Raw genomic sequence first — 13,681 nt, 5'->3', positions numbered from 1 at the left:
TTGCGCGCGGCAAGCGAGCATCTTGCCAACAATGATCAACGGACCGCTTCGAAATTCGCCCTTGACGCCGCAGGCGGGCTCGAGCGGCTTTCCTCGTCCCTGAAGGATAAACCGTTCGACGAGGTGCTTGGCGAAATTCAGTCGTTCGGCCGCGAAAACTCGGGGGCACTGATCGCCGGCTCGGTATTGGCAGGCCTGGCTTTGGGGCGGTTCATCAAGAGCTCGCCACCCTCTGCCCAAACCGGAGCACCGGGCCAGTCGGGAACAGGCCGGGCGCCCGAGACGGGTCCTAGCTCGAATGAGTCGGGATGGCGATCGGCAGAGCCAGTTGAACCAGCCCCGTTAGGATCCGATCAGTCCGGCGATGACTGGGCCAATGCAAGCCTGGAGCGAAACCCATGACTGACAACCAGGACACTCGCAGCCTGACAACCCTTGTCAGCGATCTGGCACAGCAGGTCACAACACTGCTTCAAACCGAAAGCAGGCTGTTGCGGGCTGAAATGTCAGAAAAGTTAAGCAAGGCCGGCGCCGGCGCCGTGGAGGTAATGGGAGGCGTCATTTGCCTGCTTGCCGCCCTGATGGTGCTTTTGCAGGCGCTGGTGATTGCCTTGGCGAGCGCCGGCCTGGGAGCCGGATGGTCCTCGCTGCTCGTCGGCGTCGTGGTGGCAGTACTGGGCGTCATACTCCTGCGCTCCGGCAAGGCAAGCATGGCTCCCTCAGAGTTGACCCCCGACCGGACACAAGACCAACTTAAACGCGACGCACGCGTGATCAAGGACCAGATAAGATGACCGACAAATCCGCAGGCGAACTCGAACGCGATGCCGACATTGCCCGTGCCAAGATAACGGACACGGCAGACTCGATCCGGAGCAAGATGACACCAGGTCAGCTGATCGACGAATTCACCGGGATGTTCAGCGGCGAGGGATCCGCCATGCTCAGCAATCTTAAGACTCAGGTCAGGGACAATCCGTTGCCGCTTACATTGGTCGGCGCGGGCCTGGCCTGGCTGATGCTAGGCAAGGGCACGTCGGTAGACAGTTCAGCACTTGGTGCCTATTCGACCGGCAGGGAACCTGACGGCACCCGAAACTTCTCTGACCAGAGGGGCTTGGGCGGGGCCTGGCAGGACTCACGCGGCGATGAGTACGGTGCCGAGGGCGAAGGTTCCGCCGGCTCCATGCTCTCCGATGCCGCCCGTTCGGTTGCGTCCGTGGCAGGCGGTGCGACTGAGGCTGTGGCAGACGTTGCGAGCGGCGCCAAAGAAAGATTGAGAAGCACAGCCGGGCAGGTCGGCTCGGCCGCCACCGATAGGACGGGGCGGGTGCGGCAGTCGGCTCAGGACCTGTTCCAGCGCGAACCTCTGGCAATGGCCGCGGTAGGCCTTGCCGTGGGCACCGCCATTGGCGTGATGCTGCCTCACACCGCCGCTGAGGACGCGCAACTCGGCCCCTACCGCGACAAGCTTCGTGACAGTGCCGAGGAAGTCTTTGAAGAAGGCGTCGAGCAAGCCAAGCAGGTCGCCGCCGAAGCATATGAGACTGTAAAGGAAGAGGCTGACCGACAGGGTTCCAGCGGCGACGCCGAGACGTTGGTCGACCGCGTCGAGAAAGTCGTGAAAAAGACGGCAAGCAAAACCGAGGAAGCCATTCGCGATCGTTTGCCGGAGACCGACGAGGCTCCCAAATCGAACGAGTCTCCCGAAACGACGTGATTTCGCTGCGGTCGTTCGTGGCGACTCCGACCGCGGTCGCCTCGCGGTTGGAACATCGAAGTCGGCTAGGAGCCCGCAACCTTCGGCTGACAAATGTGATCGCGGCGCTCAAGTCATTAGCCGAGGCGCTCCGGTCCGTTCCGATTCTTCGCTCTAAATCCGTTCGGTTCTTCGGCTCCATGAGGCGTGTCTGCCCACGGCGTGGCACGCAATTCTCAGCAGCACTGTCCAATTCTGAAAAAAACAACCACCCCGTCAATTCGACTGGGACGACGACGTCGAGATTGCACTCGGCCCACTCGCCAAAGAAGCTCATATCCGAGATGCCCGCGAAACAATCCGCACAGCAGATTACCGGGCATAGCGGCGCTCGGCGATGTCCGACTGATCGCGGGCAGCCTCGCCGATGCGGGCCGGTTCCGAAAGGTTCGTCGGCAACTAACGCATCGAGCCGAAGGCGGTGACGATTGCCGGTCCCGGCAAACCGGCATCGGTAGACTGCCGGCAGGGTTTGATCTCGACTAGGCGAGCAACGATGTCATTTCAGCGAATAGAGGTAGGCAGCGACGTCCCGCGCCTCCTGCTCGGAAATCCTTGTCGAAGGCATTGCCGCGTGCGGATTGATCTCCCTTGCGGCCCGTATCCAACGGACCATGTTTCGCGGGTTGTTGGACAATACGCCGCCGATATAGACCCGGGTGGCCAAGCTGGCGTCGAGGCGTGGACCGACCATTCCCTGCGCGCCGGGAACGCCGGTGATCGTGTGGCATCCAGCACAGCCATTGGCCATCATGATGGGTATAGCGCGGGCGCCAACACCGCCGGTTGCATTGTCGGCCTTCTGCTCCACTCGACGGCTTTGCTCGAAGTACAACGCGATCCCGGCCAGGACTGCAACGAGCAAGACAATTGCTGCGGCGCCGAGTATGGGTCCGGACGGAGTAAAGCGCGATGTGGCGCGCACACCGATGCTGCTGGTGGCATTGTCCGTTTTATGCGCGACCCTGATGAGGCGCTCCGGCCACAACGTCAGCGCCGTCCAAGCTGCGGCCAGCACGACAATTGCCGTCCCGGCACCAATGACCAGCTTAGACAGCTTGGAGCGCATGCGACGTCTCCCATCTTCTCTGTCCACTGGAGCGGATCCACAGGCCGGCCAGCAGCAAAGCCGCGCCGCCATAGATCAGGCCGGCCGGAACCCACATAACCAGCCCGGCGAGCTGCTGGTCCTCGAGCGGACTAAGGTTCCACAATTTCGCACCGGCTGCGTTTACCGGATACCACAGCCTTGGCGAGACCAGCAGCAGCACCCCGAGCAGGCCGGTATGCAGCGAGGTGAAGAAGAGGTGCATGACCGCGCTGCCATAGGCTTGTTCGCGGCCTGAACGCGGCAGCAGCACCCACCAGAACAGCAGCCCTGTACCGAAGAAGCAGGCATGTTGCGCATAATGCAGGACACCCCGTGCAAGCGCCGCCTCGAACAGCGCCGGAACGTGCCACGCCCATATCGCGACGCCGTGCAGGAAGGTCGCGGCAACGGGGCGGCTGATGGCGGCCCAAACGGTTCGAAGCACCTTCGCCTGCCCGGCTGCGCCAAATGCCAGCCGCAGCTTGATCGGCAATGCCCACATCATCGCCGCCGCCGGGCGGGAGGCGACCAGCAGGGGTGCCGCCACCGCCATCAACAGCTCGTGCTCGATCATGTGGGCGGTGAAAACGCGCTCGCCCAATGCGTGGAGCGGACTGACCAGTGCTGCCGCCAAAATGGCCCAGCCGGTCGCAAACAGCAGGGCTTGCCGCATCCGCAACGGGCGGCTGCGGGCGCTCCGCCGCCACAGCCGAAAGGCGCCTGCCGCGTAAAGCAGTGCGACCATGGTTAGCGGCAGCGTGATCGGCAACGCCAGCGTCCAGCCGGCCTGCGGGGCACCGGCACCGTAGCAGATCGAGGTCGAGAAAAGCGCGTCGAAGCTCATCGCAGACAGCCGTCGAGAATGAGCGAGGCGGCGCCTTGCATGACGATTACCAGCGCAAACAGCAACGCGCTGAGAATGCCGATATTGGCGACGAAATCTTCAGTGCCGCGCGCACGGTCCGGTTTAAAGGCGGCGCCACCTTGCTGTCGCGCCCGCCACGACAGCGCCCCGCCGAGCAAGGCCAGCACTGTCAGCATCAGCGCAACGACCGGTATGACAGAAATACCGTGGGCGCACTGCCACTCCACGACCGCGTAATTCAGCTGCGTCGACACCGCCCAGGCCAAAGGCCCGGACAACAGCCCGCCCCATGATGTGCCCAAGCGAAGCGCACGCATCTCAGTCAAGCCTCGGCATCCAATAGATCAAAAGATAGATCGGGATCCAGGTCGCGACCACGAAATCCCAGTAGAAGACGTTGTCGCCAACATCCCCGAAACGCCGGCCGCTATAGCCATGGCGCGTGAACATCAGGACCGTCAGCACCAGCGTGTCGCCGACGTCGGTGATTAGGTGTGTGGTGTGGAGGCCGAGCAGGACCCACAGCATTGAGCCGTACGCATTGGTATCCCAATAGATGTTGAGGGCCGGAAATTCGAACCACCGCACGACAAGCGGTGCGATACCGAGCAGCGTCATGACGATCAGGCCGATGCGCACGGGTACCATGGCACAGGCTTCGGCGTAGCGATTCAGTATGTGATTGGGCACCACGCTGGCGAGCAGCAACAGCGTGACGATGGTGCCCGGCCAATGGTTGGGCGGCGGCACGCCCAATGGCCATTCGGGCGACAGATAGGCGAGGTAAAGATAGGCGCCTGCGGCGAGCGCGAAGCCGGTGCCCTCCAGCGCCATGAAGGCGAGAGTGCCCCACCAGGTCGGGCTGCGCGGTCCGATCCCGAAGGTCGGGAGTTTGGAAAGATCGGCGGCAGGACGCTGTTTCATTCCTCATCCTCCGGATCGCCTTTCGGCCAGAACCAACCGATCAAAGTGATGGCGATTGGCCCGGCTCCCCAGACCACCGCCCACGGGCTGAAGATCGAATAAAGAAAGGTGGCGCCGACGGCGAGCGCGGCGAACAATGGCCAGATCGACGGCGTCGCCGACTTCTCGCGCACATCTGGATGCGCCTCTGCCACCGTCGAAATGACAAGTTCGCGTGCGTCGACGCGAAGCCCGGTCGCGACAGGCAGCGTGTCACGTTCGGCCCAGAGCGGCTCGGAGTGGGTAACCACCGGAATCCGAGCGAAATTATAGCTCGGCGGCGGAGAGCTTGTCGCCCATTCAAGCGTGCCCGCATTCCAGGGATTGTCCCCGGCCGGGGCGCCCCTCGAGGCGCTGTACACCAGGTTTATGGTGAACAGAACGAAGCTTAGGAACAGGACAACCGCGCCGGCTGTGATGAACAGGTTGATGTTGCCCCAGCCGAGCTCCACCGGATAGGTGTAGACCCGGCGCGGCATGCCCCACAGGCCGACAATGTGCATCGGAAAGAACGCCGCATTGAAGCCTATGAAGGCAAGCCAGAAGTGCCAGCGTCCAAGACGCTCGCTCATCATCCGGCCGGTGATCTTGGGGAACCAGAAATAGGTCGCGCCGAGCAGCGGGAACACCGACCCGCCGATCAGCACGTAGTGGAAATGCGCGGTAACGAAATAGGTGTCGTGTACTTGCAGGTCCAATGGCACCGACGCCAGCATCACGCCGGTCAGGCCGCCCGCGACGAACGTGAAGAAGAAGCCGAACACGAACAGCAGCGGCGTCCTGATTATCGGGCGTTCGTCCCACAATGTCGCCAGCCAGCAGAAGATCTGCAGCCCGTTCGGGATGGCGATCAGCATGCTTGAGGCGGTGAAGAAGCTCGCGCCGAGCTTGGGCAGGCCGGTTGCGAACATGTGGTGAACCCACAGGCCGAACGACAGGAAGCCGACCGAAATCAGCGACAGAACCATGCCCAGATAGCCGAATACCGGACGCCGGGCGAAAGCGGCGATGATCGAGGACACCATGCCGGTGGCCGGCAGGAAAATGATGTAGACTTCGGGGTGGCCGAACAACCAGAACAGGTGCTGGAACAGCAGTACGTCGCCACCCTCGGCGGGATTGAAGATATGGGTGCCGACCAGTCGGTCGAGGATCAGGAAGGTCGACGTGATCATGACTGCCGGCATGGCGAACACGATGACGAAGGAGGTGACCAGCATCGCCCAGACATAGAGCGGAATCTTGTCCAGCGACATGCCCGGCGCGCGTTGCTTCAGCACGGTGACGATGGTGGCAACCGCAACCGCCAATGACGATACTTCGGTATAGGTGATCATCTGCGCCCACACATCGGAACGTTTGCCTGGCCCGAATTCAGGACCGGACAGCGGCACGTAGGAAAACCAGCCGACGTCGGGCGCCATGTCGAGTGCAAACGACACCCAGGCGAAGAGGCCACCGGAGAGATAAATCCAGAAGCTGAATGCATTGAGGCGCGGAAAGGCGATGTTGCGGGTGCCGACCATCAGCGGCACGAGATAGATGCCGGTCGCCTGAACGATTGGCACTGCAAACAGGAACATCATGGTCACGCCATGCATGGTGAATAGCTGGTTGTAGCGGTCCGGCCCGATCAGCCCGCGCTCCGGCCCCGACAGTTGGATGCGCATGGCAACGGCGCTGAGGCCACCGAGGCACAGGAAGACGAAAGCGGTGATCAGGTACCGCCGCGCGACAATTTTGTGGTCGACGCTCGAGAGCGCACCGATGATGCCCGGCACGGTCTGCCATGTCCGCGCCAGCCTGCGCTCGAGGCTGGCGTCGTCGAGGCCGGTATCGCGAGGGCCGTCGCGCTCGGGAACCAGGTCACCCTTTTGTGCTGCGGCGCGTTGCTGGGCGAGGTCTCGCCCATGGGCTAGGTCGGCGCTACTCATTTCAAGCCCTCGAGATAGGCTACTATCGCATTCAGCTCGTCCCCGTTCAGTCCCACCACGGGCATGCGGGCACCTGGCTTGATCCCTTGCGGATCGGCTATCCAGGCTGCGAGATTGCCGCGGCTCATCGCCAGCGTTCCGGCAGCGAGCGTCCGCCGGCTTGCGATATGTGTAAGGTCGGGAGCGACCGTGCCGCCGGCAATGGTGCCGCCGATCTTGTGGCACATCACGCATGGCCGTTTGAGGAACAGGTCGTGGCCGGTTTTGGCCTCGGTCGACACGGGGGCAGCTGCCGGCCGCAGCTGATCGTTCAGCCATGCGTCGAAGACGGGCCGAGGTTCGGCGATGATGAAGGTGCTCATATTGGCGTGCTGCGCGCCGCAGAACTCGGCGCACTGGCCGCGATAGACGCCGGGCTTGTCAGCCTTCAGATCGAGAACGTTCTCGTGGCCTGGAATGAGGTCCAGCTTGCCCGAGAGGTTCGGCACCCAGAAGGAATGGATGACGTCGGTCGAGGTCACTACAAGCCGCACCGGCTCGCCCGCCGGGATGTGGATTTCATTGGCGGTCGTCAGGATGCGGTTCGGCTGATCGTTTTCGTAGCGCACCTCCCACCACCATTGATGCCCGGTCACCCGGATCGTCAGCGCCGCATCCGAGCCGATGGCGGCAAGCGTCCGGTTAGCGAAGTAGCTCAGCAGCGTCAGGCCGACCAGGATCAGGGCGGTAGCGGCGAGTGCGGCGACGACAATTCGCATCTTGCCGCGCTCGGCGGCAGCGTCGAGGACAAGCGGATCGCCGACCGGCGCGGGGCGTCGGGCCAATGGCAGGATCAGCACGGCCATCACCAAAAGCCAGACCACCGTGCACAGCGCTGTGAAGAACCAGATCAGCCATGCAAGCTCGCCCGCGGCCGGGCCTTTTGGGTCAAGCGCGGATTGCCAGCCGCTGCATCCTGCAAGGAGCAGCATGCAGGCTGCGCCGCAGCACACGCTGCAAACAAGGCGGTTCACGGCGACTTCCCCAGAGTCGCGGCATCCGGCAGGCGATTTTCGGACGGATGGGGCATCATGTCGTCGTCGCGGCTCGGCGCAGCCGATTTTGGCGCGTTGCCGCTCAACGCGCGGACGAAGGCGGCAAGCTCCCAGATCTGGTCGTCCGGGATCTTGTCCCGAAAGCTCGGCATGCCGTTTGGCCGACCGTCCCTGATCGTGGCGTGGATGCTTTCGATCGAGCTGCCATAGAGCCACTTCTGATCCATGAGCGCCGGGCCCATGCCGCCACCGCCATTGGCATGGCAGCCGGAACAGTTGAACCAGTTGAACAGACGCTTGCCCTCGCTGAGGTGGAACGCGTTGGCCTCGAACACTCCGGCCTTGTTGTTGGACGAGGCTGGCCGCTGGCCGCCCGGCTCGAGGGCCGTGACGGCTGCCGGTTGGTCGCCCGAGCCGAGCGCCGACTGTGGACGCGTGTCGCGCTCCTCACGCTGGCAAGCGGCAAGAACGAGCATCGCCGACAGCACGCATGGAAGGCCGCGGTTCATCGCGCTGCCGCCCCGGCGACGTCGAGGCGAGGCACGTCATATGCCGCCAGGATTGCATCGATCTCGGCGCGGTGTTTGGCGAGCGCTGCGTCTACCTCCCTGCGCAGCGCATCGTCGTCGTGGCGCACGCCCATCGAAATGTCGTAGATCATCGGCAGCAGCGGACCGTCGATTCGCGGTGTAACCGGCGTAATCCGCAACGGTACTTTTTGCCTGGCACCGAAGTAGCCGGCCAACGGCCCCCAGACGACGGCCATATCGATGTCGCCATTCGCGACCGCCTCAATGATGCGCGCTGGCGGGTTTGGCGCCGAATAGTCGCCATAGACGGGGAAACCGACGAGATGGCCGACGATGCCGCGACTGCCGAGCGCCTGGACGGGTGGCGAGTTGGCGCCGTCGTCGCCGATCAGCTGGACGCCGATGTGCAGATCGCGCAGGCGAGGATCGTTGAAGGACGCGATTTCCGGCGCATCCCTGCGTGTCACGAAGACGTAGGAAGACCGGTAGTAGGGCGCGGTGGTGCGCAGCATCTCGAGATTGGTGGGCGTGCCGGGCACCAGATCGCACAGGCCGGCTTTCAGCGTGTTGCGGACGAAGCCGCGCCGCTGTGCCCACCACGTGTAGGAAATAGTCGCGCCAAGCTCCCGGGCGACGAGTTCGGCAATCTTGTTTTCAAAGCCCTGCCTGGCGGCATTGGAGAACGGCATGTTGTTGGGATCTGCGCAGATCCTCAACTCGCGCGCATCGGCAACGGCGGCGACAAACGAGAGCGCCAGTGCGCCAACCGCGGCGGCAAGCCGCCGCGAACGCGTTTTCCGTGAGCACATAACGCGGCCGATCGTCTCAAGGCAGCCGGAACACATACAGCGTACCTCCCGGCGTGGTTACATCCTTCAGATCCTTCATGACGTTGACGAAGCCGAGCGCGGCGGTGGCGTCGCGCGGGTCGAGATCGCCGGATACGATCGCACCGGCCCAGCCGCCGACGCCCGAAAGAACCGCAACATATTGGTGCCCGTCCGGGCCGCGATAGGTGATCGGCTGGCCGATGATGCCGGACGACGTCTTGAACTGCCAAAGCAGTTCGCCGGTCCTAGCGCTGACCGCCTTGAACCAGCCTTCCATTGTGCCATAGAACACGACGTTGCCGGCAGTGGCGACGGCGCCGCTCCACACCGGAAAGTTCTCCTTCAGGCTCCACGCCGGCTTGGCGGCGGCGATATCCCAGGCAGTAAATGCACCGCGATTGCCGCCCGGCCCGGGAATCATGCGCACGTTCATGCCGACATAGGGCGTGCCGGCGATGTAATTCACCTCGACGCCTTCTTCGTCCATGCACATGTTATTATGCGGGATGTAGAGCAGGCCGGTCTTGGGCGAGAACGCCGAAGGTTGCCAGTCCTTGAGGCCCGATGCGGTGGGACAGATGTCGCGGACGACCTTGCCGGTGCCGGTCTTCTTGTCCGGATTTACAATCAGCCGGCCGGTCTTCAGGTCGACGCCCTTGCTGGAATTGACAGGCCCGAACGGCACTGCCGACAGTACTTCGCCCGTAGTGCGGTCCAACAGATAGACGTAGCCGTTGCGTTCCGGTCGGACCAGCACCTTGCGGGGCTTGCCCTGCCAGGTCATGTCGAGCAGCACCTGTTCGTTGATGCCGTCGTAGTCGTGCAAATCGTGCGGGGTCCATTGATAAAACCATTTGGCTGCGCCGGTGTCGGGATCGCGGGCAAAGATGCCGGCGGTCCATTTGTTGTCGCCGGGCCGCAGATCCGGATTCCACGGACCGGGATTTCCGGTGCCGTGGAGGATCAGGTTGAGGTCCGGGTCATAGGAGATCCAGCCCCACACATTGCCGCCGCCGATCTTCCAGGCGTCGGGCGGCCACGATGTCACCCCGAGATCCTTGCCCTTGTCCATGTCGTAATGCGGCTTGAAATCGGGGCCGATCAGCACCTCGGCGTCCGGGCCGGTATTGTAGGCCGTCCAGACGACGTGCCCGTCGCCGGCGTCGAGCGCCTTGATCCAGCCGCGTACGCCCATTTCGCCGCCGGAATTGCCGACCAGTACCTTCCCCTTCACCACCAGCGGCGCCATCGTGATGGTCTCGCCGATATTGATGTTGCCGATATGGGTGTTCCAGACCGGTTTGCCGGTTGCCGCATCGACGGCGATGGCATGACCATCGAGCGTGTTGAAATAGATGCGCCCGTCGAAGAAGGCCGCACCGCGGTTGACCACGTCGCAACAGGCAACTCCCTGCGCGGCGGGCTCGGGGTTGGGCTCGAATTTCCACTTCATCGGCGCGCCGGGCTTGGTAAGGTCAAGCGCATAGAGGATGTTGGGAAACGGCGTCACGATGTACATCGCGTTGCCGACGACCAGGGGCGCAGCCTCCTGACCTTTGTTGACGCCGGTCGAGAAGGTGAACGCCACCTGCAGGTTTTTGACGTTGTCTTCGGTGATCTCCGCAAGTTCGCTGTAGCGGGTCGAGGCGTAGTTCTTTGCCGGCATCGCCCACTGGCCGTCGTCGGGCGGAGCAGCTGCGGCCGGCGGATTTATCGCAGGGCTTGATATTGACTGCGCAACCGCCGCCGTCATCAGTGCAAACCCCGCCAGCAGCGTCCATCCCAACCTCGCAGCCATTGGCCTGTTTCCCCCTCTGGCTGACACACGAGTTTTCGCCGCCACCTGTCGCCCTTTCCTCATTTGCGCATCGAGCCGCCGACCCCGGCGCCAAGCTCCGCCGCCACGTCCGCCTCGTTTCCGGCACACAATGGATGGCCCCAGCCGGAGGCGCTCTTGCCGCCGGGATCGAGGTCGTAAATGATAGCGTCCTTGCGGTTTGGGTTGACGCCTGCCGGTACCTTGTCCAGCCCGAGCGCGGCGCGCACACGCCAGGCGACATTGTGGTCGGCACAGGAGGAATCGCCGCTTATCCCCAGGGCCCCGACGATCCCCTTGCCGTCGTAGAGAGCCAGGCCGCCGCCAAACACGACGACACCGCCGATAGGCTTTCCCAGCAATGGATCGCTGGAGCTTCCAAACGTCGAAGGATCGCCGGCATAGGCCACCGCTGGATTGACCGGATTGGTGGCCTGCAGACCGAATAGAGGACCGCCGGGCTGCACCGGCGCATAGAGGTTCGCGGTGGACAACGCCATGTGGGCGAGGCTGAGCCCGTTGGCGGTATTGGCTTTTTCAGCGGCGATCAGCCGGCTGCCAGGCCACTGGGCGTCGGCGGTCGGCCCACTGAAGGCGACGGCGCAGACAGTTCCGTCGCGAGCCACGACTGCCGCCCATTCATTAGTGTCGAAGCCGCCATTGCCGGGACCGCCGCTGGACTTGACGTTGGCCTTGAGGGCGGCCAGCAACTTGTCATGGTCGGCCGGGCAAGGTGCTTGAGCCCAAGCCTTTTGCTGGACGGCGCCGATCGTAAGCAGGAACAGACATAATGCTACCGAGACAATCCGATGGCGATCCATTAGCTGCGCCGTCTTTGTTGAACACTCTCCAACGCGTAGGAGGCGCAGAAGTGCCAAAGGGAACGAAATAAATATCGGATTCGGTCGGACAAACTCGGGGACCGGAACTCGGGACAGCCGATCTGGGTGTTGGCACTCAACCGGAAATCGGAGTTATTCTTGCGATGGTCCAGGCGCCGTCGGAACAGAGCAGCACTTCTGGCAGTTGTGTCGAATGGTGTCCGCAGTCGAGCAACTGGCTCAATCGGTGAAAGAGCGACGAGGTATCTTGTTCGTTGGAGCCGGGGTGTCGATGAGCGTCGGCTTGCCGTCTTGGCAAAAGCTCATCGAGCACATGCAAAACGAGCTCGGCCTTGACGAGGACATGATCGGCGCACCGGAGGCCAGCTATCAGGCGCTTGCCGAATATTACCGGCTGAAGCAGGGGAGCCTCGGCCCTTTGCGCAGTTGGATGGATCGTGAATGGAGCGTCTCGCGGGAAGAAGTGCAGCGGTCGGCAATCCACAAGCTCATCGTATCGCTCGATTTTCCGATCATCTACACCACCAATTATGATCGCAACCTCGAGGTTGCCTTCGAGATTCATGGCCGGCCCTTTGTGAAGGTGGCCAACGCAAAGGACTTGCCCAAGACCACCGGCGAGGTGACGCAGATCATCAAATTCCACGGCGATTTCGACGACGACAAATCGCTGGTCCTGGCGGAGACCGACTATTTCGACCGGCTTTCGTTCGATTCGCCGCTCGACGTGAAGTTTCGCGCCGACGCACTGGGGCGCACCATCCTGTTCATCGGCTACAGCATGTCTGATATGAACATCCGTCTGCTGTTGCACAGGCTTTGGCAGACCTGGCGGCGGTCGGGCTACGAGAAGAGCCGCCCGAAATCCTTCATCTTCATGTCGCAGCCGAGCATCGTCCAGGAGGCTGTTCTTGGCCACTGGGGCATCGATATGCTGACCGAAGAGGCCGACGATCCTGAGGACGCGCTGCTCGCGTTCCTGAACGAACTCAAGGATAGGGTGGGCCGGCCAGACAGCGCGTGAGAAAACCTGCGGAAAGCGGATTGGTCCGGCAGTGGAACCGACTGATCCGATGTGAGTTCGGGAGGACTAGCGTATCCGGGACCGAGCCTGAATGGGCGCACGCAAACACAAGCGAAGAATGCATGCCAAACACGACCTGTCGGCCGAGTTGGCCTATGAGATCGATTTTTTTGCCCGCAGGTGCGGCCTGACGAGGGACGAAGCACTCAAGACGATGCGAGATGCCGGCCGGTTGAAGGACAGCGCGAAGGCATCTTGCGAAACCGGGGCGAAGTAGCGGCGTGGATTCCGCTTCGTGGACGGCTTTTGTCGGAACGGTCATCCTGATGCAGATGCCGCCGGGGCCCGACAGTCTGCTGGTGATTGCGCGCGGCATCGGGCAGGGCCGTGATATTGCCCTGTTCACCGTCCTCGGAATGACCCTCGGCGCCGGTATGGTCCAGCTGCCGCTCCTTGCCCTCGGCATATCGTCGCTGCTTCAGGCATCGCCGTTTGCCTTTGCCATGCTTCGCTGGGCGGGTGCAGCCTATCTCGTTTGGCTTGGATCGCGTCTGGTGCTGTTGCCGTCAGCCAGCGCCGCCGTCGAGGAGCCGCGCAATGTCGGACCGCTTGTGGCCGCACGCGAAGGAATGATCGCCAATCTGATAAATCCTTGGCCGATAACCTTTATGGTGGCATTCCTTCCGCAGTTCGTCGATCCTGCTCGCGGATCGGTCACGCTGCAATTGCTGCTGCTCGGTGGCACCCAGAAAATGACCGGTGTGCTGGTGCTGGGCACATATGCACTCGCATCCGGCACGCTCGGGGCCTGGATTATGAAACGACCGAAGGTAAGGCTCTGGCAGCAGCGGGTGGCAGGCTGTTTCGTCGTCGGTCTCGGTATCCGCATGGCGGTCGGTGGTGGCGCGCACCGCTGAGGATCGAGCGATGCAGCGGCCGCCGATGGAACATCCGCCGACAATTTTCGTTGACATGCTCCACAAGGCGAAGAGGT

At 62.8% G+C, this 13,681-nt stretch carries 14 protein-coding genes and 1 pseudogene; 5 read left to right on the top strand and 10 right to left on the bottom strand.

The window, feature by feature from the left end; genetic code table 11:
* The 3 genes and pseudogenes from NKJ84_RS04125 to NKJ84_RS04115 all read left to right on the top strand — a co-directional run.
* Positions 1 to 402, top strand: a pseudogene (locus NKJ84_RS04125) (hypothetical protein); the annotation flags it as partial.
* Positions 399 to 794: a phage holin family protein gene (locus NKJ84_RS04120; RefSeq protein ID WP_254818831.1), complete on the top strand. Its 396-nt coding sequence runs from the start codon at positions 399 to 401 to the stop codon at positions 792 to 794. The pseudogene NKJ84_RS04125 and the gene NKJ84_RS04120, both read left to right, overlap by 4 nt.
* Positions 791 to 1,720, top strand: a complete 930-nt coding sequence (locus NKJ84_RS04115) for a hypothetical protein (RefSeq protein ID WP_352505445.1) — start codon at positions 791 to 793, stop codon at positions 1,718 to 1,720. The genes NKJ84_RS04120 and NKJ84_RS04115 overlap by 4 nt, the downstream gene beginning before the upstream one ends.
* A 538-nt stretch (positions 1,721 to 2,258) precedes the next feature.
* On the opposite strand, the gene NKJ84_RS04110 is transcribed toward NKJ84_RS04115, so the two are convergent.
* The 10 genes from NKJ84_RS04110 to NKJ84_RS04065 all read right to left on the bottom strand — a co-directional run bounded on the left by NKJ84_RS04110 (position 2,259) and on the right by NKJ84_RS04065 (position 11,642).
* Positions 2,259 to 2,828: a c-type cytochrome gene (locus tag NKJ84_RS04110; protein ID WP_352476444.1), complete on the bottom strand. Its 570-nt coding sequence runs from the start codon at positions 2,826 to 2,828 to the stop codon at positions 2,259 to 2,261.
* A complete protein-coding gene (locus NKJ84_RS04105; RefSeq protein WP_352505444.1) occupies positions 2,809 to 3,693 on the bottom strand; it encodes a cytochrome c oxidase assembly protein in 885 nt (294 codons plus the stop codon). The genes NKJ84_RS04110 and NKJ84_RS04105 overlap by 20 nt, the downstream gene beginning before the upstream one ends.
* A complete protein-coding gene (locus NKJ84_RS04100; RefSeq protein WP_352505443.1) occupies positions 3,690 to 4,031 on the bottom strand; it encodes a hypothetical protein in 342 nt (113 codons plus the stop codon). Before NKJ84_RS04100 ends, NKJ84_RS04105 begins: the two co-directional genes overlap by 4 nt.
* 1 nt (position 4,032) lies before the next feature.
* Entirely contained in the window at positions 4,033 to 4,638 is a 606-nt protein-coding gene (locus NKJ84_RS04095; protein ID WP_254818826.1) for a cytochrome c oxidase subunit 3, read from the bottom strand.
* Complete coding sequence (gene ctaD / locus NKJ84_RS04090; protein WP_352505442.1) at positions 4,635 to 6,611, bottom strand: cytochrome c oxidase subunit I; 1,977 nt, start codon at positions 6,609 to 6,611, stop codon at positions 4,635 to 4,637. Before ctaD ends, NKJ84_RS04095 begins: the two co-directional genes overlap by 4 nt.
* Complete coding sequence (gene coxB / locus NKJ84_RS04085; protein ID WP_352505441.1) at positions 6,608 to 7,582, bottom strand: cytochrome c oxidase subunit II; 975 nt, start codon at positions 7,580 to 7,582, stop codon at positions 6,608 to 6,610. The genes ctaD and coxB overlap by 4 nt, the downstream gene beginning before the upstream one ends.
* 38 nt (positions 7,583 to 7,620) lie before the next feature.
* On the bottom strand, positions 7,621 to 8,154 hold the full coding sequence (locus NKJ84_RS04080) for a c-type cytochrome (RefSeq protein ID WP_254818823.1): 534 nt from the start codon (positions 8,152 to 8,154) through the stop codon (positions 7,621 to 7,623).
* Positions 8,151 to 9,020 (bottom strand): substrate-binding domain-containing protein, encoded by an 870-nt coding sequence (locus tag NKJ84_RS04075; RefSeq protein WP_352505439.1) that lies wholly within the window; start codon positions 9,018 to 9,020, stop codon positions 8,151 to 8,153. The genes NKJ84_RS04080 and NKJ84_RS04075 overlap by 4 nt, the downstream gene beginning before the upstream one ends.
* Positions 9,001 to 10,758, bottom strand: coding sequence for a methanol/ethanol family PQQ-dependent dehydrogenase (locus NKJ84_RS04070; protein ID WP_352505463.1), 1,758 nt, complete (start codon positions 10,756 to 10,758; stop codon positions 9,001 to 9,003). Before NKJ84_RS04070 ends, NKJ84_RS04075 begins: the two co-directional genes overlap by 20 nt.
* 104 nt (positions 10,759 to 10,862) lie before the next feature.
* Positions 10,863 to 11,642, bottom strand: coding sequence for a heme-binding protein (locus NKJ84_RS04065; RefSeq protein ID WP_352505438.1), 780 nt, complete (start codon positions 11,640 to 11,642; stop codon positions 10,863 to 10,865).
* A 214-nt stretch (positions 11,643 to 11,856) separates the two neighbouring features.
* Between NKJ84_RS04065 and NKJ84_RS04060 the strand changes: the two genes are divergently transcribed.
* Together NKJ84_RS04060 and NKJ84_RS04055 are read left to right on the top strand one after the other, a co-directional pair.
* Positions 11,857 to 12,687, top strand: coding sequence for an SIR2 family NAD-dependent protein deacylase (locus NKJ84_RS04060; protein WP_502900489.1), 831 nt, complete (start codon positions 11,857 to 11,859; stop codon positions 12,685 to 12,687).
* A 281-nt stretch (positions 12,688 to 12,968) separates the two neighbouring features.
* A complete protein-coding gene (locus NKJ84_RS04055) occupies positions 12,969 to 13,604 on the top strand; it encodes a LysE family translocator (protein WP_352505437.1) in 636 nt (211 codons plus the stop codon).
* Positions 13,605 to 13,681: the final 77 nt, after the last annotated feature.

The organism is Mesorhizobium sp. M0048 (genome assembly GCF_040323405.1).
Taxonomy (GTDB): Bacteria; Pseudomonadota; Alphaproteobacteria; order Rhizobiales; family Rhizobiaceae; genus Mesorhizobium.
The sequence above is the reverse complement of the archived record's forward strand: the minus strand, read 5'-3'. Positions and strand labels throughout refer to the sequence as shown.

Bases quoted from the DNA above. Each gene is read 5' to 3' on its own strand.
- NKJ84_RS04120 (WP_254818831.1), top strand. From the start codon at position 399: ATGACTGACAACCAGGACACTCGCAGCCTGACAACCCTTGTCAGCGAT.
- NKJ84_RS04115 (WP_352505445.1), top strand. From the start codon at position 791: ATGACCGACAAATCCGCAGGCGAACTCGAACGCGATGCCGACATTGCC.
- NKJ84_RS04110 (WP_352476444.1), bottom strand. From the start codon at position 2,828: ATGCGCTCCAAGCTGTCTAAGCTGGTCATTGGTGCCGGGACGGCAATT.
- NKJ84_RS04105 (WP_352505444.1), bottom strand. From the start codon at position 3,693: ATGAGCTTCGACGCGCTTTTCTCGACCTCGATCTGCTACGGTGCCGGT.
- NKJ84_RS04100 (WP_352505443.1), bottom strand. From the start codon at position 4,031: ATGCGTGCGCTTCGCTTGGGCACATCATGGGGCGGGCTGTTGTCCGGG.
- NKJ84_RS04095 (WP_254818826.1), bottom strand. From the start codon at position 4,638: ATGAAACAGCGTCCTGCCGCCGATCTTTCCAAACTCCCGACCTTCGGG.
- ctaD (WP_352505442.1), bottom strand. From the start codon at position 6,611: ATGAGTAGCGCCGACCTAGCCCATGGGCGAGACCTCGCCCAGCAACGC.
- coxB (WP_352505441.1), bottom strand. From the start codon at position 7,582: ATGCTGCTCCTTGCAGGATGCAGCGGCTGGCAATCCGCGCTTGACCCA.
- NKJ84_RS04080 (WP_254818823.1), bottom strand. From the start codon at position 8,154: ATGAACCGCGGCCTTCCATGCGTGCTGTCGGCGATGCTCGTTCTTGCC.
- NKJ84_RS04075 (WP_352505439.1), bottom strand. From the start codon at position 9,020: ATGTGTTCCGGCTGCCTTGAGACGATCGGCCGCGTTATGTGCTCACGG.
- NKJ84_RS04070 (WP_352505463.1), bottom strand. From the start codon at position 10,758: ATGACGGCGGCGGTTGCGCAGTCAATATCAAGCCCTGCGATAAATCCG.
- NKJ84_RS04065 (WP_352505438.1), bottom strand. From the start codon at position 11,642: ATGGATCGCCATCGGATTGTCTCGGTAGCATTATGTCTGTTCCTGCTT.
- NKJ84_RS04060 (WP_502900489.1), top strand. From the start codon at position 11,857: ATGGTGTCCGCAGTCGAGCAACTGGCTCAATCGGTGAAAGAGCGACGA.